The following is a 23,459-nucleotide window of genomic DNA, read 5'->3' as shown; positions in this document are numbered from 1 at the left end:
TCAGTGGCCGTGGTCGGCGGACTTGCCGGCTTCGGCCTTCAGCACGTAGCTGTTGGCGGCGGCATAGCGGGTGCCGGCGGGCAGGCCGTCGAGGATTTCCGTCCAGGTGCCGTCGGAGCGGCCGGTCTTGACGGGGCGCACTTCGAAGCCGGCCGGCACGGGCACGAACACCGAGGGCTTCTCGTCGACGGTCTGCACGGCATCGGCGCGCACGGCCACCGGCACCGGCACCCGGCCCGACTCCACCGATACGCTGACGAACATGCCCGGGCGCCACGCGCGCTTGGGGTTGTCGAGCGTGACGCGGGCGGGCGCGCTGCGCGTCTGCTCGCCCAGCAGCGCGCCGACGTACGAGACCTTGCCCTGCACCGCCGTGCCGGTGGCCGTGGCGCGCACCGTGGCCGTGGCGTGCGTGGTCACCGCCTCCAGGTCCTTGGCCGTGACGGCAAAGTCCGCCCACACGGTACGCAGATCGGCAATGGTGAACACCGCGGCTTCCGCCTGCACCGCCTCGCCTTGCGACAGGTGCCGCGCAACCACCACGCCATCGAACGGCGCACGCAGCTCGAAGCGGTTGAGTGCCGTCCCGGCCGGCGCCGCGCCGATGGCGGCGAGCTTCTGGCGCGCGTTGTCCGCGGCGATGCGCGCTTCCTGCAGCGCGGTGCGCGCCTGCTGGTAGTCCTGCGCCGCGGCGATGCCCTGCTCCCACAGGCGCTTTTCGCGCGCGTGCGCTTCCTGCGCAAGCGCCAGGCGCTGCTGCGCGGCCTGCAGTTCGCTGCGCTGGTCCGACAGCGCCGGACTCGACAGCACCGCCAGCAGCTGCCCGCGCGTGACCGGCTGGCCCAGCTCCACCGCCACCTGCTCGGCCACGCCCGCCACGCGCGGCACCACGTGGGCCGTGCGGTCGTCGTTCAGGCGGATCTCGCCGGGCAGGACCACCTCCGTGCGCAATTGCGCCGCCCCCGCCGTCTCCACGCCGATGGCCGCGTTGGCGATGGCTTCGGCGGTCATGGCGATGGTCTCGGCGTGCGGCGCCTCGGCGGCTTCGGCCTTCGGCGCCTGCGCGTGCTCAGCGTGCGAGGCCGGCTGCTCGGCCTCACTTTCGGCATGGGCCGCCTGGCGCGCGCCCATACCCCACCACAGTGCCGCGCCGGCCAGCGCGCCCAACGCGACGATCAGTGCGATCGCGCGCCGTTGTTGTCGAGGAAGTGTCATGTCGGAAAAAAAAAAGAAAACGCGCCGGACTACCGGCCAAGGATGCGATCGATGCCCGCCGCCGCCTGGTGCGCGCGCGACAGCGCCGCCAGGTACTGCGCGCGCGCCTGGAACAGCGTGCGCTGGGCGTCCAGCACATCGAGGAAATTGAACTTGCCGGCTTCGAAGCCGATGCGCGCGGCGTCATAGGCACGCCCGGCGCCGGGCAGCACGTCCTGCCGCAATGCGCCGACCGCCTGGCGCGCGGCCTCCAGCCGGGCGACGTCCTGCGACAGCGCGGCCGCCTGTTCCAGCTGCAGCGCGCGGTAGTCTTCGGCGGCCTTGTCGGCCAGGCGCTGCGCCTCCAGCAGGCTGCCCTGGTTGCGGTCGAACAGCGGCAGCGGCACGGCGATGCCCACCACGGCCATGTTGGCGTTCGCGCCGCTGTCGCGCTTGGCGCCGACGCTGAGCGTCACGTCCGGCACGCGCTTGCTGCGCTCCACGTTGACCAGGGCCTGGCGGTGCTCGATCTCCAGGCGCGCGCGCAGCGCACGCGGCGTGGAAGCCAGCGCCACGGGCTCCGCTGCCGTGGCAGCGGCCAGCACGCGGTGCGCCTCGGGCGGTACGGCGGGCAGGGTCTCCGCGCTGCCGTCGGCCTCGGGCACCGCCACGGCGCCGCCCCAGAATGCCGACAGCGCCCGCTGGGCCACCAGCAGATCGGCCTGCGCATCGCGCAGTTCGATCGCCGCACCGGCACGCGCCACCGCCGCCTTGGTCTGCTCGACCGGCGACACCTTGCCGGCCTGCACGCGCCGCACGGCGGCCGCCTCGGCCTGCGCGGCAAGCGCGTCGGATGCCTGCGCCAGCCGCAGACGCTCCTGGGCAATGGACAGCTCGAAGAAGGCGCGCGTGACATCGGCGCGCAGCTCGGCCGCGAGCACGGCGGCATCCTGGCCGGCGGCGGCGCGCGCCAGCTCCGCCGCGCGCGTGCGCGCAGCGCGCTTGCCGCCGAGCTCGAGCGGGATATTCAGTTGCGCCGTCATGGTGGCGCGGTCGCGGCGCACGTCCTCGGTGAGGAATGCCGCCTCGGGATTGCGCAGGCGGCTCGCCTGGTCGACGGCGCCTTCGCTGGCACGCACCGCATAGCCTGCGGCGGCCAGCGCGGGATGCGTCGCCAGCGCGCGGTCGATGGCCTGCTGCAATGTCATGCGCTCATGCGCGGCCCCCGGCACCGACGCCGGCGCGGATTGCGCAGCCGGCGCGGCCGTATCGGAGGTGGCTGCTGCCTCCCCGGCGGGCGCGGCCGCCAGCCCGGACCGGACCAGCAGCGCGCACGACAGGGCTACCGCAGCCCGGATACATGGATGCGTCACCACACGCCTCAGGCGGCTTGCGCGCCATCGGTGTACGGATCGCGATCGCGCGGCGCGCTGGAGCGGCTCATGCCGCCGTCGCTATACGGATCGCGCGGCCCCACGCTCGCCTGCAGCGTGGCTTCGGCCTGCGCGCCGCCGTCCGTATAGGGATCGCGGGTACCACGCGCGCCGTCCGTGTAGGGATCGCGTGCGCCGTGCGCCTGCAGCGGAGACAGCGCTTGTTCCGAAACCGAAGCGGCCGTGGCGGCACCGCACGCGAGGAATGCCGCGGCGGCAGCCAGCGGCAACAGGCAATTGCGTCGAACAGACATGTTGATCTCCTTTGAAAGCACGACACCTGTGTGTCGATGCGTGCAGTCTAGGGAGCGGCCCGCCACGCCAGCATGACCCCAACATGACAAAGTTGTCATCCTCTGCCGGGCCGGACACCCCGCCGATTCAGGCAGACAAAGGCACGGTCCCGCCATGCCGATGCGCCGGCCGATGGGAAGATGACAATCCCGTCATGTTGGCCCATGCCGCATCCGATCGTGGCACCATTGGCCACCACACAGAGGGCGCGCGGCCCCGTTTTATCATCATGCGACTGCTCATCGTCGAAGACGAGCCCAAGGCGGGCGACTATCTCCTGAAGGGCCTGACGGAATCCGGCTTCGTGGCCGACCTCGCCCGCTCCGGCCCCGATGGCCTCTACCAGGCCATGGAACACGACTACGACCTGATCGTGCTCGACGTCATGCTGCCCGGCATGGACGGCTGGCAAGTCATCCGCGAACTGCGCCGCCGCAAGACCACGCCGGTGCTCTTCCTCACCGCCCGCGACGAGCTGTCCGACCGCCTGAAGGGCCTGGAGCTGGGCGCCGACGATTACCTCGTCAAGCCCTTCGCCTTTGCCGAGCTGGTGGCGCGCGTGCACACCATCCTGCGGCGCGGGCCGATGCGCGAGAGCGAGGTCCTCGAAATCGCCGACCTGACCATCGACACCATCAAGCGCCGCGTCACGCGCGCCGGCCGCAGGATCGACCTGACCGCCAAGGAATACGCGCTGCTGCACCTGCTGGCGCGCCGCACGGGCGAGGTGCTGTCGCGCTCGCTGATCTCCTCGCAGGTGTGGGACGTGAACTTCGACAGCAACACCAACGTGGTCGACGTCGCCATCCGCCGCCTGCGCGCCAAGGTGGACGACCCGTTCGAACACAAACTGATCCACACGCTGCGCGGCATGGGCTACGTGCTGGACACGGTGGCCCGATGATGCGCTGGCCCGCGTCCCTCGCCGCACGGCTGGTGCTGGCGTTCGTCCTGGTCGCCGGCGTCATGCTGACCGGTGCCGGCACCTATCTGTACTACGCGCTCAACGCCCAGCTGCGCGCCACCGACGACGCCATGCTGCTCGGCAAGATCGTGCAGCTGCGCCACTGCGCCAAGGACACGCAGTCCATCGATGACATCGTGCGCGACGCACGTCGCTATACCGAGGTGGTGTCGGGCCACGAGGGACTGATCCTGCGTGTCATCGGGCCGGACGGCCGCACGCTGGTGGAGGCCAACCCCGAGGGCGAGCCGGTCGCCGCGCCGGCAGCAGTGCCGCCCGACGTGCTGGCATCGGAATCGGCCCTGCATACGTGGTGGTCGCGCACCGGCATTGCATCGCGCGCGATCGCCGCGCAGGCCAGGCTCGGCAATCACCGCGATACGGTGACGGTGCTGGTGGCCCAGGACGGCGACAGCCGCGCCGCGCTGATGGCGAGCTACCGGCGGCATATCTTCCTGGCGGTCATCGCGGGCGTGGCCGCGGTGGCGCTGCTGAGCCTGTGGCTGGTGCGCAGCACTCTGAAGGGGCTCGCGCGCATCGGGCGGCAGGCGGCTTCCGTGGTCCCCAGCCAGCTGGATACGCGCCTGACGCTGGAGGGCGCGCCGCGCGAGCTGTCCGACCTGCTGGCCGCGCTCAATGCCATGCTCACGCGGCTGCAGGACGGCTTCGCGCGGCTGTCGCAGTTTTCCGCCGACCTGGCCCACGATTTCCGCACGCCGCTGGCCAACCTGATCGGCCAGACCGAGGTGACGCTCGCGCATCCGCGTCCGGCCGGGGAGTACCGGGCGGTGCTGGAATCCAGCCTGGAGGAATATGCGCGGCTCTCGCGCATGATCGAGGACATGCTGTTCCTGGCCCGCGCCGACCACGCGCGCGTGGCGCTGTCGGTCGCGCCGCTCGATGCGCGCCACGAGATCCAGGTGCTGGTGGATTACTTCGAAGCGGTGGCCGCCGACCGCGACATCACCATCCAGGTCTGCGGCAACGGCCGCGTGCGCGCCGACCTCACGCTGCTGCGCCGCGCGATCAACAACCTGCTCGACAACGCCCTGCGGCACACGCCCGGCGGCGCGCGGATCGACGTCGCCGTCCAGGTGCTGCCGCACAGCACAGCCATCGCCGTGCGCAATCCGGGGCCCGGCATTCCGGCGGCGAGCCTGCCGCTGCTGTTCGACCGCTTCTATCGCGGCGACCCGGCGCGCGCCAACTCCGAGCGCTCGGCCGGCCTGGGGCTGGCCATCGTGCAGACCATCATGGACCTGCACGGCGGCACCGCGCAGGCCAGCAGCCCGCCGGGCGGGCTCACCGAATTCCGGCTGATCTTCCCGGCGTAGCCCCCCCCTTTTCGCATCGATGCGGCTCGCCTGCGGCAATGCACGGGCCGGCCCTTGCCGATGCGGTCCCGGCCCGGGCGCCGCGCGCGGGCCGGCCGAGGCATCGCGGCGCCCGGCCTCAGGCTCCGGCGTCGGCCGCCTGGTGGATCAGCCGGTGGTAGAAGCGGATCAACTCCACCAGGTTCGCCTCCGAGATGCGCTCGTTCGTGCCGTGGAAGCGCGCCAGGTCTTCCGGCCGGGCGCGCACCGGCGAGAAGCGGAATACGTGGTCGCTGATGCCGATCATGTGCCGCGAATCGGTCGCGCCCACCATCAGCCCCGGCGCCACCACGGTCCCCGGGAACACCTCGCGCACCGTCCTGCCGATGAGCTGATAGGACGCCGATTGCGTCGGCGAAACGGGCGCGGCCTCGCTCACGCCGGGCAGCGCGGCCAGCTCGAAATGCCCCTTGGGCACGGCGGACCGCACCGCCTGCTCGACGTGCGCGATCACGGACGAGGCACTGTCGCCGGGCAGCAGGCGGAAGTTGACCGTTGCCTCGGCGCGGCCGGGCAGGACGTTGTCCTTGTTGCCGGCCTGGACGATGGTCAGCGCGGTGGTGGTCTGCAGCACGGCGTTGGTGCTCGGCGACGCCTGCAGCTGCTTGCGCACCAGCGGCTCGAACAGCCACAGGTTGGACAGCGCGACACGGTTCAGGCCGCGCATCTCCGGCGCCAGCGTCTCGAACATCTCGCGGGTCACGCCGCGGATGCCGGCGGGCAGCTGCTGGTCGTCGAGGTGCTTGAGGGCGGCGCTCATCATGGCGATCGCGCTCTCGCCCGGCGCCGGCGGCATCGACGAATGGCCGGGCGTCGCGGACAACTTCAATGCCACAGACAGGAAGCCCTTCTCGGTGACGCCGATCAGCGCGGCCGGCTTGGTCAGCCCCGGCACCACGCCCTCGGTGATCAGCAACCCCTCGTCGATCACGAAGGCGAGCTGCTCGCCGCGCGATTTCAGCAGCGCAGCAATTCGCGCCGCGCCGCGCTCGCCGCCGACCTCCTCGTCGGCACCGAAGGCGAAGTGGATGGTGCGGCGGGGGCGGAAGCCGCTCGCCGCCAGCAATTCGGCGGCTTCCATCTGGGCGATCAGGTTGCCCTTGTCGTCCCATGCGCCGCGGCCCCACACCATGCCGTCCTTCACCACGCCGGCAAAGGGCGGCTCGGTCCAGTCGCCCTCCGTGCCGGGCGCGACCGGCACCACGTCCTGGTGCGCCATCAGCAGGATCGGCTTGAGCGACGGATCCGAGCCCTTCCACGTATAGAGCAGGCTGAAATCGCCCACCGGCTCGCGCTGCATGGCTGCATGCGCCTTGGGGTAGCGCGCGGCGAGCAGCGCGTGCAGCTGGCGGAACTGATCGGCGTTTTGCTGCGCGTCCGTGAAGCTGGAAATCGTGCGGGCACGAATGGCCTCGCCCAGGCGCGCGGCAGCGGCGGCCCCATCGACCGCCAGCGGCGCGGCGGCCGGCACGTCGAGCTGGCGCGAATCATGGCGCCACGTATTGAATGCGATGCATACCGCGAGCACCACCAGCCCGACGACCAGCACAAGCAGCAAGCGGCCGGCGGCCCGCCGGATCACGGCGCCACGGCCGCTGAAAGGTGCATCCATCTGTGAGTCCTCTCCTGCGAAAACATCCATGCCATGTGTCGCGCACCGCATGTCGATGCGCGTATCCGCGCGGGTTCGGCACGCCGCGCGCCCCGTCCATGCGGCAGCATACCGGCCTCCGAAGACGCCAAGACCGGCCGGCCACCGACCCACACCGCGCGGATGGGCTCGACACCCGCTGCGAGAACCGGCGCCCCCCGATGGGAAGGCTCCGCTCCGGCCATGTCGACGTCGTGAGCATCATGGAAATGGAATCGCCCGAGTGCAAGCACCTCGGCGCGTGCCCACGCCGGATTGGCCGTGGATTGAGGAAAATTGAAGCGGAAAGGCGCCCGCCGGGCACGGCAGGCCACGCCATCGACGCCAACCGCATGCCGCAAACCGCCACCCACGCAGCGCCCATGAAGACGGGCCGCCACTACCGGGCGGCAAGGTGTGACGCTGGCGCCGGGCATCGGTTTCGGTGCGGCGGAATCGCCATCGCCGCGCATCCGTGGCGGCACCGGCATGCCTCGCGCCATCGGCTGCCCGGCGGACTGCGCGCAGGCGCGCCTGGATCGGCGCTTGTGTGAGCGCCGGCATGGCACGATGGATGCCGGCCCGTCACGGGAACCCGGCGCTCGACGGATCGGCCCAAGCCATTGAAGCGGCCGCCAGTCCGCCGCGCGACCGCCGAGCCGCTCGCACACACGGCATCGCGCGGGCTGCGCAGCGGGCACGGCCATTGCGGCATGCCAGGCATGCGCCCCTCCGCCCGCGCCCATGCCGAAGGAGCCCGTCATGCACGACGACACCCCGCCCCCCATCCCACCGCCCGAACCCGGGCCGGACGCACCCGCCGCCCACGCGCGCCGCGACGATGACCCGGTCCGCCTCGCGGCCCGGCGCATCCGCTCGGTGGACGCGGCCGGCACCGAGGCCAGCGACGACACCATCGACACCGACGGCAAAGGCCTGGAAGCCGCCCGTGACCGCTCGCCATGGCAGGACAACGTGATCTTCTCCAACGCGACGGCGGCCAACCATCTCCCGGAGAACGACCCCGATCTGGCCGGCGTGGACAGCCGCACCGGCCACGGCGGGCTCCTCATCACGACCGCGCCGGGCCATGCGGTGACCTACGAGGGCACCGTGAACGTGGCGACACGCACGGGCACGCGCACTGCGCTACGCTTCAGCATCGGCGAGGCGGCGCCGCGGCCGCAGCCAGGCAAGCCCACACGCTGATGCTCGCCCGGCACACGCTGCCCGGCAACGGGCTTGCAGGACGCCCCGGCGCCACACGCCGCATGATGCACGTCCGCACCGGCTGGGCTAAAATCGCCGGCCCGACCGGACCAGCCCGTTCGTTGCCGGAGCGCACGCCCGCATTGCCGCCCGTCCCACGACAAGCGCCGGCAATGGCCGTGTCCCCCCGATGCCCGCTTGCGCCCGCCCTCGCGGCGCACGCACCGGTCGCGGCGGCTCCGGACAGTCGCTCAAGCGGCGCCACGACACACGCGCCGTGGCCAGGATCGGACCCGACCCACGGGGCATCGAACCGGGACCATGCCCCGTCAGCCCGGACACCATCGCGGCCCGCCCATGAAGGAACGCACGATGCACAGCAGACTGATCGCCCTGGATTTCGACGGCACGCTGGCCGACTCCTTTGCGTGCTTTCGCGCGTCGCTCAACGAGCTGGCGGCCAGGCACGGCTTCCGCGCGCTCGACGACGCGCTGCTCGACCAGGCGCGCGGCCTGTCCGCCCGGGAGGTCATGCAGCTGCTCGGGGTACCGCTATGGAAGACGCCGCGCATCACCGTCGAGATGCGGCGGCGGATGAGCGAACGCGCTGCGCAGATCCGGCTGTTTCCGGGCGTCGACGACACGCTGCGCCAGCTGGCCGCGCGCGGCGTGCGGATCGCCATCGCCACCTCCAATGCCGAAGGCCTCGTACGTACCACCCTCGGCGCGGCCGGCGGCCTGGTCACTGACTTCAGCTGCGGCCTCTCCGTGTTCGGCAAGAAGCGCAAGCTCGAAGCCTTGATTGCCGCGGCCGGATTGCGGCCGGAACAGGCCCTGTATGTCGGCGACGAGATCCGCGATGCGCAGGCCGCGCAAGCGGCCGGCATCCCGTTCAGGGGCGTCGCGTGGGGCTACACCGCGCCGTCGGCGCTGCAACCGCACTGCGACGCGCCGCTGCTGGAGCGCCCGGAGGATTTGCTGGCCGTGTGACCCGGGCGCACACCACCCCGGCGGGCGGCGCGCTCCCGGCCCGCTCAGCGCGCCGCCAGATGGATGCCGGCGATCATGCAGCGCACCGAACCGCCCGCCAGCTCGATCGTCGGGACCGGCAGGGCGACGATGCGCGCGGAACGCTCGATGATGGCCCGCTGCGCATCGGTCAGGCTGGCCGCCGCGCGCGCGGACATCGCCAGCAGGCGGCCGTTCCGCCCCGACAGCTCGATCGCATTGCCCGCGAACGCGGCGATCTGCCCGTTCTCCAGCGCGACGATCTCGCGGCCGGACTCCTCCAGGCGCGCGCGGATGGCATCGGCGCGGCGCGGATCGGCGAACAGGCCGAAGCCGACCATGGCGAATTCGGTGGCCACGGTCATCAGCACGTTGGTGTGGTACACCGGCCGCCCGGCCTCGTCGGCGGTGTCGAACACCATGGGCTCGAAGTTGAAGTGCGTGCAGAAACGTTCGAGCAGCACCGGATCGGCGCGGTTGGAGCGGGCCACGTAGGCGATGCGCGCCATGTGGTCGAACACCATGGCGCCGGTGCCCTCGAGGAACAGGCCGTCCGGCTCCAGCCCGGTGTAGTCGATCACGTCCTGCACGCGGTAGCTGGCCTTGAGCATCTCGATCACGTCCGCGCGGCGTTCGCGGCGGCGGCTCGGCGAGTACATCGGATACAGCGCCACGTGGCCGCCCGGGTGCGTCGAGAACCAGTTGTTCGGGAACACCGAATCGGGCGTGTCCCGCTCGCCGGTGTCGTCGAACAGGTGGACACGCACGCCCTCGGCCTCGAGCCGCTCGGCCGCGGCGGTGACCTCGTCGTAGGCCGCCTGGGCGGTGCGGGCGGCTGCCTCGGTGGCGGCCTGCTGGAACGCGTTGTCGGCGGCCGTCTCCGGGTTGGGGGTGAAGCGGTGCGGCCGGACCATCACCACCGCGGCCGGCGCCTGGATGGAACGCACGCCCGGCACCCGGGCTGCAAACGTCGGCATCGTCGTCATGCTGCGCGGCGCATCGTGGCGCGGTGGGCGTTGGAACGGGTGTGGCTGAACAGGTCCTTGGGATCGTCGGCCCACGGCACCAGCTGCACGGTCTCGCCGAGATTGCGGCGCTCGGCCTGCTCCAGCACATAGCGCAGCGTGGAGTAGTCCTCCAGCGCGAAGCCCACGGAATCGAACACCGTGACCTGCCCCGCGCTCTGCCGCCCCTCCACCTCGCCGGCCAGCACGCGCCACAGATCCACCACCGGGAAATCGGCCGGCAACTGCTGGATGTCCCCTTCGATGCGCGTCTGCGGCTCGTACTCGACGAACACGCGCGCACCGCGCAGCACGTCGGCGTGCAGCTCGGTCTTGCCGGGGCAATCGCCGCCCACGCCGTTGATGTGCATGCCGGGCTCGATCATGTCCGGCGTGATGATGGTGGCGTAGGCCTTGTCGGCGGTGACCGTGGTCACGATGTCGGCGCCGCGCACCGCCTCGGCGGTCGAGCGGGCGCGGACGATCTTGAGCGACGGCCAGGCCGACAGGTTGCGCACCAGCTTCTCGGTGGCGAGCGGATCGACATCGTAGACGGCGATCTCTTCGATGCCCAGGTGATGGTGGAACGCCAGCGCCTGGAATTCGCTCTGCGCGCCGTTGCCGATCAGGGCCATGCGCCGCGCATCCGGACGGGCCAGCGCGCGCGCGGCCATCAGGGACGTCGCGCAGGTGCGCAGCGCCGTGGCCAGCGTCAGTTCGGACAGCAGCACCGGGTAGCCGGTCTCGACCTCGGCCAGCACCCCGAACGCCATCACCGTGTACAGGCCCTGCCGCGTGTTGTTCGGATGGCCGTTGACGTACTTGAAGGCGTAGTTCTTGGCGTTCGAGACCGGCATCAATTCAATGACGCCGATCTCGGAATGGTTCGCCACCCGCGCGCATTTGTCGAATTCGGGCCAGCGGATGAAGTCGGATTGGATGAAATCGGCCAGTTCACCAATCAATCGGGTCAGACCGACCTCCTGGATCAGGCGGGTCATGGTGGAAACATCGACAAAGCGTGTCACGTTCAGGGCTCCGGCAAAGAAAGGCCGCTTGGCGCGGCGGACCGATGTATTGTTCGGGCCCTGCAGGCCAGTTTGAATCGACCAAGCTGCGCAGAAGTTGCAGTAGACTGAGCAAAATGACTAGCGCTTGGAGCAATCATGTCCATCTCGTCCCTGGATGACACCGATCGCGAGCTGATCGGCCTGCTGCGCGACAACGCCCGCCTGTCGATCGTGACGCTCGCCAAGAAGCTGCGCGTGGCCCGCGCCACCGTGCAGAACCGCATCGCCAAGCTCGAGCGCGACGGCGTGATCGTCGGCTACACGGTGCGGCTGCGCCCGAACGTGGATACCCAGCGCATCCGGGCCATCACCTGCATCGCGGTGGAGGGCAACCGCGCCACCGAGATCCGGCGCCGGCTGACGGGACATCCCAATGTGGTCGCCCTGCATACCACCAACGGCCGCTGGGACCTGGTGGCCGAACTGCGCACCGATACGCTCGAGGCATTCGATACGGTGCTCAACGAGCTGCGGCTCATCGACGGCATCGCCAATACCGAGACAAGCATCCTGCTGTCGACCTACAAGCTGTAGGCCTGCCCGCCCGCCGCCGCACCACCCGTGTGCGCCGGTCTGCCCATATGACAAATCGCCAGTTTCATCTGGCGATTTGTCATTTTTCAGACCGATTCGTTTCAATTCGCTCCGTTTTCGTTAGCGTCATCCGCCCGCAGACTTTGCCTGCCATGCATGGTGCATTCCGTTTCAGTCAGGCCATCAGCACCTGGTCTTCGCGGATTTCGCCGGCAAGGCACACCTGCCAGAGGCGCCCCCCCCAACCCTTAGAAAAGCGAATCCATGAAACTCGCCACCCAACTGTTCGCCGCGCTGGCCCTGCTCGCCAGCACCGCATTGCCGGCCCAGGCCCGTTCTTATGAGGAGATCAAGCAGAGCGGAAAGCTCATCGTCGCCACCGGCGGAGAATTTCCGCCCTTCAACTACTTCGCCGGCAGCACGCTGACGGGATTCGAGATCGAAGTCGCGCAGGCCGTGGTCAAGAAGATGGGCCTGGCGATCGAATGGAAGACGCTGAGCTTCGACTCGCTGCTCGCCGGGCTGCAGCAGAACCGCTGGGACCTCGTGATCTCATCGCACGGCGTGACGGAGGCGCGCGCCAAGGCGGTCGATTTCACCTCGCCGCACTACTGCTCCGGCAGCTCGATCGTCGCGCGCGACCCGGCCATCCGCACCGCCGCGGACCTGACCGACAAGGTGGTCGCGGTGCAGACCGGGTCGACCTACCTGGAGAACGTGCGCAAGCTCGCCAAGCCCCGCGAGATCAAGAACTTCCCGCAGGACCGCGATGCGCGCACCGCCCTGTCCTCCGGACGCGCCGACGCCTGGGTGACCGACAAGTTCGTCGCGCTGGCCGCCATCCAGTCCAACCCCGGGGCCGGCCTGAAGCTGGGCAGCCCGCTGTTCGTCGAGCGCATCGCGGCGGCCGTCGCCAAGGGCAACACCGCGCTGGCCGCCAGCTACAACACGGCCCTCGCCGAGACGCTGGCGGACGGCACCTACGCCGCCATCTCGAACAAGTACTTCCACGAAGACATCCGCTGCCAATAAGGCACCCACGCGGAGGAGACAAGCATGACCTTCATCTTTGCAAGCTGGCCGGTCGGGTGGAGCCGGCAGCAGCGCAGCACGCTGGCGATGGCCGCGGCGGCGGCGCTGCTGCTGGTACTGCTGTGGCTGATCGCCATTCCGCTGGCGGCGGCGCCCGAGCCGATCGCCGCCAATGCCCAGATCTTTGCCGACGGCACGCGCACCACCGTCAAGCTGACGCTGGCCTCAGCCCTGGCGGGCGTGCTGCTGGGCATCGTGGCGGCGCTGGGCAAGCTCTCGCCGGTGTCGCTGCTGCGGCAGGCGGCGTCGTTCTATATCTGGGTGATCCGGGGCACGCCGCTGCTGGTGCAGATCCTGTTCGTCTTCCTGGCGCTGCCGGCCTGGCTGCCGTGGCTGCAGATGGACGACTTCACCTCGGCCTGCGTGGCACTGGCCTTCAACGCCGGCGCCTACAACGCCGAATCGATCCGCGCGGGGCTGCTGGCGGTGCCGAAGGGCCAGCTGGAGGCCGCGCACTCGCTCGGCCTGTCGCGCTGGCACACCTTTGCCGACGTGATCTTTCCCCAGGCGTTCAAGGTTGCCCTGCCGCCACTGGTCAACAACTTCATCTCGCTGCTCAAGGACTCCTCGCTGGCGTATGCGATCGGGGTGGTGGAGCTGACCAACGTCGGCAACCGCCTGCAGGCCGCCACCTTCCAGCCGCTGCCGGCCCTGGTGACGACGGCCGTCATCTATCTGGCCCTGACGACGGTGCTGACCCAGTTCTCCAATGCCGTGGAACAGCGCATGGACGTGGAGGGCCGTCGGCGATGAGCACACCCCTGATCCAGATCGAGCACGTCAACAAATCGTTCGGCGCGCACCATGTGCTGAAGGACGTCAGCACGGCATTCCATGCCGGGCAGGTCGCGGTGATCGTCGGCGCCTCCGGCTCCGGCAAGAGCACGCTGCTGCGCACGCTCAACCGCCTGGAGCGGCACGACAGCGGCCGCATCACCGTGGACGGCATCGAGGTCGACGACCACCCGCGCCACCTCGAAGCACTGCGCCGCGAGGTCGGCATGGTGTTCCAGCAGTTCAACCTGTTCTCCCACCTGTCGGTGCTCGACAACGTCACGCTGGCGCCCCGGCGCACGCGCAAGATCGGCCGCAAGGAGGCCAACGACCAGGCGATGGAGCTGCTGCGCCGCGTCGGCCTGGAGGCCCACGCGCACAAGCATCCGTTCGCCCTGTCGGGCGGGCAGCAGCAGCGCGTGGCCATCGCCCGCGCGCTGGCCATGCAGCCGCGCGTGATGCTGTTCGACGAGCCCACCTCGGCGCTCGACCCCGAGATGGTCAAAGAGGTGCTCGACGTGATGCGCGGCCTGGCCAGTTCAGGCATGACCATGATCGTGGTCACCCATGAGATGGGCTTCGCGCGCGAAGTGGCGGACCGGGTGCTGTTCTTTGATCGGGGAGAGATCGCGGTGGATGCGGCGCCGGGGGTGTTTTTCGGCAAGGAGCACGCGAATCCGCGGGTGAATGCGTTTTTGGGGAGGGGGATGTTGGCTGCGGCTTGAGGTGGAAGCCGGTGCGATGGCGGTGTCGCGCCGGCGCTGGTGCCCGTCTTCATGGCACGCAGCGGCACGGCCCCGCCAGCAGCGGCCTCAAGCCGGTAGCGATCTCATCCAGCACCGATCAGCCGGCCTCCAGGCACGAGGCTCACACGAAGGCAGAAACCAGCGCTGTACGCTAGCACCGCACAACCGCCCCTTTTCACCTGCGCTGCGCCAGACGCTCCCGCAGGAACTCGATAAAGCGCTGCGTCTTCGCCGGCAGCAGGCGGGTTTCGGTGATGGCATAGACGGGCATCGGCTTGCCGTGCCAGCCGGGCATGACGCGGCGCAGCCGGCCGGCGGCGAGATCGTCGGCGACGATTTCCTCCGGCACCAGGATGATGCCCAGGTCGAGCGTCGCCAGTCTGCGGATCATGCCGACGCTGTTGAGCATGAAGCGGCCGCCGACCGGAGTAGTGACCGTGTGCGCCCCCTCGTGCAGCGTCCATGAACCCACCTTCAGCATGCCCAGGCACTCGTGCTGCCCGAGGTCGGCCGGCGTGCGCGGCTCGCCCGAGCGCTCGAGATAGCCGGGCGAGGCATACAGGTTCGCCTGGAGCGAGGCGAGCGGGCGCGCGATCAGCTGGGAGTTCTCGGGCTCTCCCATGCGGATCGCCACGTCGAAGGGTTCGCTCACCAGATCGACCTGGCGCGGCGTGAGATCGAAATCGAAGGTGATGCCGGGATACAGGCTGGCGAACTCGGCGATCAGGGGCGCCAGGTAGGTCACGGCGAAATCCACCGGCAGCGAGGCGCGCAGCACGCCGCTGGGTTGCGCGAGCAGTTCGCCGAGCTGCTCGTGCGCGAGCCGGGCTTCGTCGACGATGCGCTTGCAGCGCTCGAAGTAGATCAGGCCGGCCTCGGTCAGCTCGATCTTGCGCGTCGTGCGGTGCAGCAGGCGCAGCCCGATCGCCTTTTCCAGCGCGCCGATCCTGCGCGACAGCGTCGAATTCGGCATCCCCAGCGCCTGCGCCGCGCCACGGAAGCCCCTGGCCTTGACGACCTCCACGAACAAGGCCATGTCGTTCAGATGGTCCATCACATTGCTCCATATTTAGAGCAATATTATCCAACAAACCGTATTTATTCCATCAAGTAAGCAGAGGATGATTCCCCCTCGAAACACCAAGGGAGTCATCATGAAGCGAGACAGGAACCTGACATGGCATCGTACCGATGCCCTCCGCCCGAATCTTGAAGGCCGGCAGGTCGCCGTGATCGGCGGGACCGGCGGCATCGGGCGAGCGCTGAGCCGCCACCTGGCCTCGCTCGGCGCTCGGGTCGTGGTGGTGGGACAGACCTTCCGCGATGCCGACGTGCCCGGCATCCGCTTCATCCAGGCCGACCTGAGCCTGATGCATGAAGCCCAGCGCGTTGCCGGGCTGCTGCCGGCGCAAACCCTGGACCTGGTCATCTTCACCACCGGCATCTTCGCCGCGCCCCAGCGCCAGGAAACCACCGAGGGCATCGAGCGCGACCTGGCCGTCAGCTACCTGAACCGGCTGGTCATGCTGCGCGCCATCGCGCCCACGCTGGGAACGCAGCGCGCCAGGCCGGCGATGAAGCCGCGCGTGTTCATCATGGGGTATCCCGGCAGCGGCCAGACCGGGGCGCCCGACGACCTCAACGCCGAGGCGTCCTACAAGGCCATGGCGGCGCACATGAACACCGTCGCCGGCAACGAGATGCTGGTGCTCGACGCCGCCCGGCGCTACCCGCAGGCCACGTTCTTCGGGCTGAATCCCGGCCTCATCAAGACCGGCATCCGCGACAACTTCTTCGGCAAGGGCTCCGTCAAATCGCGCATCGCCGAGACGCTGATCGGCTGGCTGACGCCCACGGCCGACACCTATGCCCAGCGCATCACGCCGCTGCTGATGTCGCCCGACCTCGAAGGCCACAGCGGTGCGATGTTCAACAGCAAGGGCCAGGCCATCCTGCCCTCGCCGGGACTGGGCGAGGCGCACATCCGCAAGTTCATGGCCGCTTCCGAGGCGCTGGCGAACCGCACCGGCATCCATCCGATCGGCCAGGAAGACCGGCCATGAGCCGCCAGCGCGAAGGATGCCGGGCGCAAGCCGCTGATCGATTTCACCGCGCACGCCACGCAGTAGACGGCATGCCCCTCGGATCTCACCCATCCGCTTTCCAAGGAGTACGCACATGAATGCACTGTTCGCCCCCGTCCGCGTCGGACGCCACACCCTGCAGAACCGCCTGGCCATGGCACCGATGACCCGCAGCCGCGCCGAGGCCGACGGCACGCCCGGCGACCTGGCCGCCGACTACTACGCCCAGCGCGCCAGCGTCGGCCTGATCGTCACCGAAGGCACCCAGCCCTCGGACGACGGGCAGGGCTATCTGACCACGCCGGGCATCTACACCGACGCGCACGTCGCCGGCTGGAAGGCGGTCACCTCGGCCGTGCACGCCAAGGGCGGCCACCTCTTCATCCAGCTCATGCATGCGGGGCGGATGTCGCATCCCGATAACACGCCGCATCATCGCCCGGGCGTCGCGCCCTCGGCCATCGCGCCGGGCGCGCCGATGTTCACCGCCACGGGCATGCAGGATATCCCCGCCCCGCGCGCGCTGACGACCGAGGAAGTGCGCCGGACCGTCGACGATTTCCGCCTGGCGGCACGCCGCGCGATCGAGGCCGGCGCCGACGGCGTCGAGATCCACGGCGCCAATGCCTACCTGATCCAGCAGTTCTTCGCCCCGAGCGCCAACACCCGGACGGATGCATACGGCGGCGCGATCGAGAACCGCGCGCGCTTTGCGATCGAGGTCGCCGCCGCCATCGCCGACGAGATCGGCGCGGACCGGACCGGCATCCGCCTGTCGCCCGGCACCACGATGTGGGGCATCGACGAAGGCGCGGAAGGACCCGACCTCTACCGCTACCTGGTCGCCGAGCTCGACAAGCTGGGGCTCGCCTACCTGCACGTCATGCACCAGGGCGACGAGCCCCTGCTGGCCGACCTCCGCCGCCGCTGGAAGCAGCCGCTGATCGTGAACCGCCCGGGCCGTCCGCGCGAGCAGGTCGGGGCCGACGTGGCTTCGGGGCTGGCCGATCTGGAAGCCTATGGGCAGATGGTGCTGGCCAACCCGGACTTCGTCGCGCGGCTCAAGGCCCATGCGCCGATGAACGAAGCCCAGCGCAACACCTTCTTCGGCGGCAGCGCGCCGGGCTACACCGACTACCCTACCCTGGGCGAAACCGCCGGCGCCAGCGCCTGAGGCACACCATCATGCCTGCCATTGCAACACTGCAGCGCGCCAACCACGGCAGCCACTTCCGGGCCTACGGCCTGCGTGGCGCGGCCGCGCTGATCGATCCCTTCATCGGGGTCGATCACGCCTGGATGAGCGCGCCCACCTTCCCGCCGCACCCTCACGCCGGCTTCTCGGCGGTGTCCTACCTGTTCCTCGACTCGGAGACCGGGATCGACAACCGCGACTCGATCGGCACCCACAACCTGATCCGGCCGGGCGGCCTGCACTGGACGACGGCCGGCCGCGGCATCGTGCACGAGGAAGTGCCGGCCGAGACCGGCAAGACCGTCCACTCGCTGCAGATCTTCGTCAATCTCCCGCCGCAGCGGCGGGACATCGCACCGTTCGCGCTGAGCCTGGCGCCGCAGGACATCCCCGTGGTGCAGTTGCCGGGCGTCAAGGTGCGCGTGCCCGTCGGGCGCTTCGGCGAAGTCCGCGCGCTGCTGGATCCGCCGACCGACGTGACGATGCTCGACATTTCGCTGGAAGCCGGCGCCGCGCTGGCCTTACCCATCGCGGCGGGCCACAGCGCCTTCGTGATGCCGATCTTCGGCACGGTCATGGTGGACGGCGAAGACTTCGGCCACGACGACCTCAGGCTCCCGGTCTTCACGCCGCGCGAAGCGCCGCGCGCCATCACGCTCCAGGCCCCCCACGGCAGCGCCAAGGTCATGCTGTTCAGCGGCGCACCGCTGCACACCAGCGCAACCTGACGCCAAGGCATCTCACGCTGCCGATCTGACATGACCCCACGCGGCCCGCACCAGACTCATGTGGGGTCTTCTTCAGGCCCTGGGGACGCCGAATGCGGCCATGAAGGTCGTGACCGCCAGCTGGACCCAGTGATCCAGCTGGGCGGCGGACGGCTGCGCATCGGGGTGGGTCAGGCTCTCGAGCTGCCCTTCGGTGCGAACCAGGCTGATGAACAGCGTCGCGGCCGCCTCGACGCCCACCGCCTGAATGTTGATCTCGCCGTCCTGCGCGGCCTCTTTCAGCCGCGCGGCCACCATGGACGTCACGACTTTGGGGCCGGCCAGATAGAACCGCCGCGCCAGGTCGGGAAACCGGGGCGCCTCGGCCACGACCACGCGGTACAGCGCCAGCGCGGTCGGCGCGACGACGAACCTGAGATAGGACAGGCCGATGTCGGTCAGCGTCCTGGCGATGTCGCCCGGCGCGGTCTGGATGGCCCGGATCGTCTCGGCCATCACGGCGCATTCCCGTTCGATGACGGCGGCGAACATGGCCTCCTTGTTGGGAAAGCAGGCGTACATCGTCGCCTTCGAGACACTGGCCCGGCGCTGGATCATGTCCGTCGTGGCCGCGCTGAAGCCGTGCGCCAGGAACACGGCCGTGGCGGCCTTCAGGACGGACGTTTCCTTATCGTTCTGCTCAGTGCGGCGGGGTTCTGACATCACTTGCGGCTCGGGATGGAAGTCTGGCCCTCGACTATACCGATCGGTTTCCGATATCGCAAATCCACCTTGGACCCGCCCGCCTGATTTGCGATTTCTCCACTGTATTTGACTTTCCCCTGCGACTCCCACTACAGTACCGATCGGTACTGATGCGGCAGATTTTGATCGAGTGCGCGCCCGGTGCCACCCCATGAATCAAGGACTCGTATGAACCGTGCTACTAAACGCTGGGACCTTCGCCGCGCCGCATGCAGCGCGCCAGCGCTGGCCCTGGCGCTCGCCGGCTGCGTCACCGCGCCCGACGTTCGGGGGCCCGCCCTTGCATCGCCCGAGGCGGCGCTGCGCTCGCGGGCGGCCGTCGTGGCGGGCGAACCCGCCTTGGCCGAGACCGCCGTGCCGTCCCAGTGGTGGGACCTGTTCGGCGACGCGACGCTGATCGCCCTGGAAGCCGAGGCCACCGAATCCAACCTGGATCTCCAGAGCGCCGCCGCGCGCATCGAAGAAAGCCGGGCACGCCTGGGGCTGGCCGATGCCGCGCGCCAGCCGCAGCTGGCGGCGGATGCCGGGTACACCCGTTCGGCCATCAGCGAGCACTCGCCGCTGGCCGTGCTCGGCGCGCCGACGCGGGCCTCCGATACCTGGCTGCTCGGCCTGGAGGCCGGCTGGGAATTGGACCTCTGGGGGCGCCTGCGCCATCAGAGCGAATCCGCCGAAGCCAATCTCGAAGCCAGCGGCTACGGCAAGGAGGCGGTCAGGGTGTCGATCACGGCGGAAGTGGCGTACACCTATCTGCAGTTGCGCGGCGTCCAGGCCCAGGAGTCCGTTGCCGAGCAAAACCGCCAGCTCGCGGACGGATTGGTGCGCATGGCCGAAAGCCGGGAGCGCCATGGCGTGGCCACCCGCTTCGACGCGGCCGCGGCACGCGCCGATGTGGCCGGAATCGATGCGCGGCTCTCCCAGCTGCACCACAAGCGCGAGGCCCTGATGAACGCCCTGGCGCTGCTGCTGGGCAAGCCGCCGCGGGAACTGGACGACCGCCTCGCCGCGGCGGCGCTGCCGGCCATGCCCAAGCGCCTGCCGGTGGGCATCCCCTCTGAACTGGCCCGGCAGCGCCCGGACATTCTGCAGGCGGATGCGCGGCTGCGTGCCGCCGTCGCCGACATCGGCGCGGCCGAGGCCGACTTCTACCCCCGCATCAGCCTGACCGGCAGCGCCGGCGTGCAGGCCTTCGATTTCTCGGACCTGGGCAGCTGGGCGTCCCGGCGCTACGCCTTCGGGCCGACGCTGTATCTGCCGATCTTCGAGGGCGGCCGGCTCAAGAGCAACCTGGCCTTGAGCGCAGCGCGCCATCGCCTGGCCGCCATCGCGTACCAGCAAACGGTGCTGCGCGCCTGGCACGAGGTGGACGACGCCCTCGGCGCCCACGCCAGCGAACTGAGGCGGCACGCGCAACTGCAGCTCGCGCTGGACCAGAACCAGACGGCGCTGAAGGTGGCGCAGCGCGCCTACCAGCAAGGCACGGCCGACTTCACCGCCGTGCTGGTGGCCCAGCGTTCGCTGCTGGCCAGCCATGCCGAGCTGATCGACTGCTCGACGGCATCGGCGCTGTCGGTCGTCGGGCTCTATCGCGCCCTTGGCGGGGGCTGGTCTTCGCAACTGCGCGCAGACGCTGCCCCCTCGGGAAGCGCGTCATGACCCAACCCGTGTCCACGCCCACGCCCGGACCGGCGGGAACCGCCCCCCCGCCCTCCGCTCCGCCGCCGGCATTCGGTGTCCGCCTCGCCGCCGGGCTGCTGGGGGTGCTGCTGGCGGCCATCCTGTCCGGCCTGAACAACCGCGTCCCCGGCCTGGCGCTGGCCGATGTGCAGGGTGCCCTGGGCTTTGCGCAGGATGACGCCTCCTGGCTCAACACCGCCTATGCCGCGGGCGAGCTGGCCGCCATGCCCTTTGCCACGTGGTTCGCCGTCACCTTCTCGATGCGGCGTTTCCACCTGGCGATGCTGGCCGGCGCCCTGGTCCTGTCCGCGATCCTGCCGTTCGTGCAGAGCCTGTCGCTGCTGCTGGCATTGCGTGCGCTCCAGGGGCTGCTCTCCGGCGCGCTGATTCCCATGCTGATGATGTCCGCGCTGCGCTTCCTGCCGCCGCCGATCCGGCTGCACGGATTGGCGCTGTACGCGATGACCGCCACGTTCGCGCCGAACGTCGCGCTCTGGCTGGCCGCCCTGTGCGTGGATCGGCTGGAAGACTGGCGCTGGGTCTACTGGCAGGCGATCCCCCTCGGCCTGGTGGCGATGGGGCTGGTCGCCTGGGGCGTTCCGAAGATGCCGCCCGCGCTGTCGCGGCTGAAGCAAGGCAACTGGCTCGGCATGGCGCTGGGCGTGCCCGGGCTGGCCCTGGTGGTGGCGGGGCTGGACCAGGGAGTGCGCCTGGACTGGTTCCACTCCCCCCTCATCGTCGCCGCGCTGGGCGTCGGCATCGTGCTCACGACGCTGTTCCTGGCCAGCGAGTGGCGCCATCCGGCGCCCTTCATGCAGTTGCAGATGCTCGGGCGCCGCAACCTCGGCGTCGGCTTCAGCGTGTTCGTCTGCCTGCTGATGACGATGGCCACGGCCGTGACCCTGCCCGCCAGCCTGCTCGGCCGTCTGCAGGGGTTCCGCATGGAGCAGATGGCTTCGATCGGGCTGATCGTCGGGCTGCCGCAGCTGGTGCTGGGCCCCGCCGTCGCGCTGCTGCTGTACCAGCGATGGGTCGACGCGCGCCATGTCTTCGCCGCGGGGCTGGCCTGCATTGCCGCGGCCTGCTGGCTCGGCGCCGGCATCACGAGCGAATGGATGGTGCCGCAATTCATGTGGGCCGAGATCCTGCAGGCCATCGGGCAACCCATGGCGGTGATCGCGCTGCTGTTCCTGGCCACCAGCGTGGTCCAGCCGATGGAAGGCCCTTCTGTGGCGGGCATCGTCAACACGTTCCGCGCATTCAGTTCGGTGCTCGGCGGCGCGCTGATCGGCCAGCTCACGACCGTGCGCAGCCATTTCCACGCCGACATGCTGCTCGATCACGCAGGGCACCTGCTGCCCCGGCTGCCACCGTCCGATCCCGGCGCGCTCACGCTTGCCGCGATGGTCTCCCAGCAGGCCGGCGTGCTGGCGGCGGCCGATGTCTACCGGGTGTTCGGATGGCTGGCGCTGCTGCTCATCCCGATCGTCCTGAAGCTGCAGTACATCCCCGCGCCGGCGCAGACGCGCACGCCCCAGGCCACGCCGCCGGCAGGCACGCAGACCGGTACGGCGCATTGACCCCTTGTTCCAGAACAGCGGTATCCCATGACTACACACTCTCGCTTTCGTGCATTTGCCGGCCTCACTGTTGCTGCCACGCTGGCCGGCGCCTTCCTCGTCCTGAATCGCCCGGAGTCCGAGGCTTCCGAGCAGAGCACCGACGATGCCTATGTGCAGGCCGACTCCACGGTGATCGTCTCGCAGGTGGCCGGCACCATCACCCGGGTGGAGGTCGCCGACCACCAAGAGGTGCAGGCCGGCGCCCCACTGGCCAGCATCGATGAGCGCGACCTGCGCATCGCCGCCGACAATGCGAAGGCCCACATCGCCAGCGCCCAGGCCACCATTGACGGCCTGCAAGCCCAGATCGCCCGGCAGCAGAGCACGATCGAACAGGCGCGCGCGGCAGTCGCCGCCACCGGCGCCAATCTGAAGCTCGCCGAGGCCAACCGCAACCGCTTCGCCAATCTGGCCCGCGACGGCTCGGGCACGGTCCAGGCCCAGCAGCAGGCCGACGCGCAATGGGATATCCAGCGCGCCGCGCGCGAGCGGGACCTGGCCGGTCTGCACTCGGCCGAGCAGCAGACCGCGATCCTGCGCGCGGACCTTGAGAAGGCGCGGGCGAGCCTGCTGTCGGCGCAAGCAGAAAAGGCGACCGCGGAGCTGAACCTGTCCTACGCCCGCGTGATCGCGCCCGTCAGCGGCGTGGTCGCCCAGCGCAGCGCCCGCGTCGGCGGCTATGCCCGCGTGGGCCAGCCGTTGCTGACGCTGGTCCCGCTGGACGCGGTCTACGTGGAGGCCAACTTCCGCGAGACGCAGCTCGCCCACGTGCGGGTCGGGCAGCCGGCGACCATCACCGTGGATGCGCTGCCGAACGTCCGGCTCAAGGGTCGGGTAGAAAGCCTCGGGCCGGCCAGCGGGGTCAGCTTCTCCACGACCCCGCCCCATAACGCCACCGGCAACTTCACCAAGATCGTCCAGCGCCTGCCGGTGCGCATCCGCATCGAGCCGGGGCAGGAAGACGCCCGCCTGCTGCGCGTCGGCATGTCGGTGCGCCCGTCCATCGATGTGCGGGCCCAGGAGACCCAGGCGACGCATCCGGGGAAAAGCCCGGCGAAGGCGATCGCGTCGTCGTGAGGACGGG

General features: G+C 69.9%; 22 protein-coding genes. 14 read left to right on the top strand and 8 right to left on the bottom strand.

All coding sequences use genetic code 11. From position 1 onward, the window contains the following. The 3 genes from GO999_RS24405 to GO999_RS24395 are packed head-to-tail and all read right to left on the bottom strand — an operon-like array spanning position 1 to position 2,881. Positions 1–1,215, bottom strand: coding sequence for an efflux RND transporter periplasmic adaptor subunit (locus tag GO999_RS24405; protein WP_019719265.1), 1,215 nt, complete (start codon positions 1,213–1,215; stop codon positions 1–3). A gap of 29 nt (positions 1,216–1,244) precedes the next feature. Continuing rightward, positions 1,245–2,570 (bottom strand): TolC family protein, encoded by a 1,326-nt coding sequence (locus tag GO999_RS24400; RefSeq protein WP_211906991.1) that lies wholly within the window; start codon positions 2,568–2,570, stop codon positions 1,245–1,247. Positions 2,571–2,575: 5 nt separating this feature from the next. Then, positions 2,576–2,881: a hypothetical protein gene (locus tag GO999_RS24395; RefSeq protein ID WP_020829758.1), complete on the bottom strand. Its 306-nt coding sequence runs from the start codon at positions 2,879–2,881 to the stop codon at positions 2,576–2,578. Positions 2,882–3,150: 269 nt separating this feature from the next. Here GO999_RS24395 and GO999_RS24390 point away from each other — a divergent pair, with 269 nt between their 5' ends. Together GO999_RS24390 and GO999_RS24385 are read left to right on the top strand one after the other, a co-directional pair. Further along, entirely contained in the window at positions 3,151–3,825 is a 675-nt protein-coding gene (locus tag GO999_RS24390; protein WP_011003794.1) for a heavy metal response regulator transcription factor, read from the top strand. Next, a complete protein-coding gene (locus GO999_RS24385; protein WP_011003793.1) occupies positions 3,822–5,219 on the top strand; it encodes a heavy metal sensor histidine kinase in 1,398 nt (465 codons plus the stop codon). Before GO999_RS24390 ends, GO999_RS24385 begins: the two co-directional genes overlap by 4 nt. Positions 5,220–5,337: 118 nt before the next feature. On the opposite strand, the gene GO999_RS24380 is transcribed toward GO999_RS24385, so the two are convergent. Further along, positions 5,338–6,870: a M20 family peptidase gene (locus GO999_RS24380; RefSeq protein ID WP_020829760.1), complete on the bottom strand. Its 1,533-nt coding sequence runs from the start codon at positions 6,868–6,870 to the stop codon at positions 5,338–5,340. 780 nt (positions 6,871–7,650) lie between these two features. On the opposite strand from GO999_RS24380, the gene GO999_RS24375 reads away from it, so the two are divergent. Together GO999_RS24375 and GO999_RS24370 are read left to right on the top strand one after the other, a co-directional pair. Further along, entirely contained in the window at positions 7,651–8,097 is a 447-nt protein-coding gene (locus GO999_RS24375) for a DUF3005 domain-containing protein (protein ID WP_020829762.1), read from the top strand. 372 nt (positions 8,098–8,469) lie between these two features. Beyond that, positions 8,470–9,087, top strand: a complete 618-nt coding sequence (locus GO999_RS24370) for an HAD-IA family hydrolase (protein ID WP_028854140.1) — start codon at positions 8,470–8,472, stop codon at positions 9,085–9,087. A 44-nt stretch (positions 9,088–9,131) separates the two neighbouring features. Here the strand turns inward: GO999_RS24370 and ctlX are convergent, their stop codons facing one another. Both ctlX and ocd read right to left on the bottom strand, forming a co-directional pair. Then, on the bottom strand, positions 9,132–10,091 hold the full coding sequence (gene ctlX, locus GO999_RS24365; RefSeq protein ID WP_021154927.1) for a citrulline utilization hydrolase CtlX: 960 nt from the start codon (positions 10,089–10,091) through the stop codon (positions 9,132–9,134). Continuing rightward, the gene (gene ocd / locus GO999_RS24360) at positions 10,088–11,137 is read right to left on the bottom strand and encodes an ornithine cyclodeaminase (RefSeq protein ID WP_064478342.1); all 1,050 of its coding nucleotides are present in this window, start codon (positions 11,135–11,137) and stop codon (positions 10,088–10,090) included. Before ocd ends, ctlX begins: the two co-directional genes overlap by 4 nt. A 138-nt stretch (positions 11,138–11,275) precedes the next feature. Between ocd and GO999_RS24355 the strand changes: the two genes are divergently transcribed. The 4 genes from GO999_RS24355 to GO999_RS24340 all read left to right on the top strand — a co-directional run bounded on the left by GO999_RS24355 (position 11,276) and on the right by GO999_RS24340 (position 14,304). Next, on the top strand, positions 11,276–11,713 hold the full coding sequence (locus GO999_RS24355; RefSeq protein ID WP_011003787.1) for an Lrp/AsnC family transcriptional regulator: 438 nt from the start codon (positions 11,276–11,278) through the stop codon (positions 11,711–11,713). A 264-nt stretch (positions 11,714–11,977) separates the two neighbouring features. Next, positions 11,978–12,745: a substrate-binding periplasmic protein gene (locus tag GO999_RS24350; protein WP_019719274.1), complete on the top strand. Its 768-nt coding sequence runs from the start codon at positions 11,978–11,980 to the stop codon at positions 12,743–12,745. 24 nt (positions 12,746–12,769) lie between these two features. Then, on the top strand, positions 12,770–13,558 hold the full coding sequence (locus GO999_RS24345) for an amino acid ABC transporter permease (RefSeq protein ID WP_011003785.1): 789 nt from the start codon (positions 12,770–12,772) through the stop codon (positions 13,556–13,558). Continuing rightward, positions 13,555–14,304, top strand: a complete 750-nt coding sequence (locus GO999_RS24340) for an amino acid ABC transporter ATP-binding protein (RefSeq protein ID WP_019719275.1) — start codon at positions 13,555–13,557, stop codon at positions 14,302–14,304. Before GO999_RS24345 ends, GO999_RS24340 begins: the two co-directional genes overlap by 4 nt. Positions 14,305–14,500: 196 nt before the next feature. Here GO999_RS24340 and GO999_RS24335 read toward each other — a convergent pair whose 3' ends face one another. Beyond that, on the bottom strand, positions 14,501–15,379 hold the full coding sequence (locus GO999_RS24335; protein WP_016724673.1) for a LysR family transcriptional regulator: 879 nt from the start codon (positions 15,377–15,379) through the stop codon (positions 14,501–14,503). Positions 15,380–15,479: 100 nt separating this feature from the next. Between GO999_RS24335 and GO999_RS24330 the strand changes: the two genes are divergently transcribed. The 3 genes from GO999_RS24330 to GO999_RS24320 all read left to right on the top strand — a co-directional run bounded on the left by GO999_RS24330 (position 15,480) and on the right by GO999_RS24320 (position 18,332). Further along, positions 15,480–16,388, top strand: coding sequence for an SDR family NAD(P)-dependent oxidoreductase (locus GO999_RS24330; protein WP_089190883.1), 909 nt, complete (start codon positions 15,480–15,482; stop codon positions 16,386–16,388). A 115-nt stretch (positions 16,389–16,503) separates the two neighbouring features. Continuing rightward, positions 16,504–17,583, top strand: coding sequence for an alkene reductase (locus GO999_RS24325; protein WP_211906990.1), 1,080 nt, complete (start codon positions 16,504–16,506; stop codon positions 17,581–17,583). An 11-nt stretch (positions 17,584–17,594) separates the two neighbouring features. Then, positions 17,595–18,332, top strand: a complete 738-nt coding sequence (locus tag GO999_RS24320; RefSeq protein ID WP_016724676.1) for a pirin family protein — start codon at positions 17,595–17,597, stop codon at positions 18,330–18,332. A gap of 72 nt (positions 18,333–18,404) precedes the next feature. Here GO999_RS24320 and GO999_RS24315 read toward each other — a convergent pair whose 3' ends face one another. Next, on the bottom strand, positions 18,405–19,034 hold the full coding sequence (locus GO999_RS24315) for a TetR/AcrR family transcriptional regulator (protein WP_011003755.1): 630 nt from the start codon (positions 19,032–19,034) through the stop codon (positions 18,405–18,407). A 210-nt stretch (positions 19,035–19,244) separates the two neighbouring features. Between GO999_RS24315 and GO999_RS24310 the strand changes: the two genes are divergently transcribed. The 3 genes from GO999_RS24310 to GO999_RS24300 are packed head-to-tail and all read left to right on the top strand — an operon-like array spanning position 19,245 to position 23,452. Beyond that, complete coding sequence (locus tag GO999_RS24310) at positions 19,245–20,732, top strand: efflux transporter outer membrane subunit (RefSeq protein WP_211906989.1); 1,488 nt, start codon at positions 19,245–19,247, stop codon at positions 20,730–20,732. Continuing rightward, on the top strand, positions 20,729–22,333 hold the full coding sequence (locus GO999_RS24305; RefSeq protein WP_211906988.1) for an MFS transporter: 1,605 nt from the start codon (positions 20,729–20,731) through the stop codon (positions 22,331–22,333). The genes GO999_RS24310 and GO999_RS24305 overlap by 4 nt, the downstream gene beginning before the upstream one ends. Positions 22,334–22,360: 27 nt before the next feature. Then, positions 22,361–23,452 (top strand): HlyD family secretion protein, encoded by a 1,092-nt coding sequence (locus GO999_RS24300; protein WP_211906987.1) that lies wholly within the window; start codon positions 22,361–22,363, stop codon positions 23,450–23,452. Positions 23,453–23,459: the final 7 nt, after the last annotated feature.

This window comes from Ralstonia nicotianae, from assembly GCF_018243235.1.
GTDB lineage: Bacteria > Pseudomonadota > Gammaproteobacteria > Burkholderiales > Burkholderiaceae > Ralstonia > Ralstonia nicotianae.
This window is presented reverse-complemented; position numbering and strand designations above follow the sequence as displayed.

What these genes read in the sequence shown, in the direction of transcription:
- ctlX (WP_021154927.1), bottom strand. Translation starts at nt 10,091, where the DNA reads ATGACGACGATGCCGACGTTTGCAGCCCGGGTGCCGGGCGTGCGTTCC.
- GO999_RS24380 (WP_020829760.1), bottom strand. Translation starts at nt 6,870, where the DNA reads ATGGATGCACCTTTCAGCGGCCGTGGCGCCGTGATCCGGCGGGCCGCC.
- GO999_RS24330 (WP_089190883.1), top strand. Translation starts at nt 15,480, where the DNA reads ATGAAGCGAGACAGGAACCTGACATGGCATCGTACCGATGCCCTCCGC.
- GO999_RS24375 (WP_020829762.1), top strand. Translation starts at nt 7,651, where the DNA reads ATGCACGACGACACCCCGCCCCCCATCCCACCGCCCGAACCCGGGCCG.
- GO999_RS24385 (WP_011003793.1), top strand. Translation starts at nt 3,822, where the DNA reads ATGATGCGCTGGCCCGCGTCCCTCGCCGCACGGCTGGTGCTGGCGTTC.
- GO999_RS24305 (WP_211906988.1), top strand. Translation starts at nt 20,729, where the DNA reads ATGACCCAACCCGTGTCCACGCCCACGCCCGGACCGGCGGGAACCGCC.
- GO999_RS24395 (WP_020829758.1), bottom strand. Translation starts at nt 2,881, where the DNA reads ATGTCTGTTCGACGCAATTGCCTGTTGCCGCTGGCTGCCGCCGCGGCA.
- GO999_RS24370 (WP_028854140.1), top strand. Translation starts at nt 8,470, where the DNA reads ATGCACAGCAGACTGATCGCCCTGGATTTCGACGGCACGCTGGCCGAC.
- GO999_RS24320 (WP_016724676.1), top strand. Translation starts at nt 17,595, where the DNA reads ATGCCTGCCATTGCAACACTGCAGCGCGCCAACCACGGCAGCCACTTC.
- GO999_RS24340 (WP_019719275.1), top strand. Translation starts at nt 13,555, where the DNA reads ATGAGCACACCCCTGATCCAGATCGAGCACGTCAACAAATCGTTCGGC.
- GO999_RS24355 (WP_011003787.1), top strand. Translation starts at nt 11,276, where the DNA reads ATGTCCATCTCGTCCCTGGATGACACCGATCGCGAGCTGATCGGCCTG.
- GO999_RS24345 (WP_011003785.1), top strand. Translation starts at nt 12,770, where the DNA reads ATGACCTTCATCTTTGCAAGCTGGCCGGTCGGGTGGAGCCGGCAGCAG.
- GO999_RS24310 (WP_211906989.1), top strand. Translation starts at nt 19,245, where the DNA reads ATGAACCGTGCTACTAAACGCTGGGACCTTCGCCGCGCCGCATGCAGC.
- GO999_RS24315 (WP_011003755.1), bottom strand. Translation starts at nt 19,034, where the DNA reads ATGTCAGAACCCCGCCGCACTGAGCAGAACGATAAGGAAACGTCCGTC.
- GO999_RS24390 (WP_011003794.1), top strand. Translation starts at nt 3,151, where the DNA reads ATGCGACTGCTCATCGTCGAAGACGAGCCCAAGGCGGGCGACTATCTC.
- GO999_RS24300 (WP_211906987.1), top strand. Translation starts at nt 22,361, where the DNA reads ATGACTACACACTCTCGCTTTCGTGCATTTGCCGGCCTCACTGTTGCT.
- GO999_RS24405 (WP_019719265.1), bottom strand. Translation starts at nt 1,215, where the DNA reads ATGACACTTCCTCGACAACAACGGCGCGCGATCGCACTGATCGTCGCG.
- GO999_RS24350 (WP_019719274.1), top strand. Translation starts at nt 11,978, where the DNA reads ATGAAACTCGCCACCCAACTGTTCGCCGCGCTGGCCCTGCTCGCCAGC.
- GO999_RS24335 (WP_016724673.1), bottom strand. Translation starts at nt 15,379, where the DNA reads ATGGACCATCTGAACGACATGGCCTTGTTCGTGGAGGTCGTCAAGGCC.
- GO999_RS24325 (WP_211906990.1), top strand. Translation starts at nt 16,504, where the DNA reads ATGAATGCACTGTTCGCCCCCGTCCGCGTCGGACGCCACACCCTGCAG.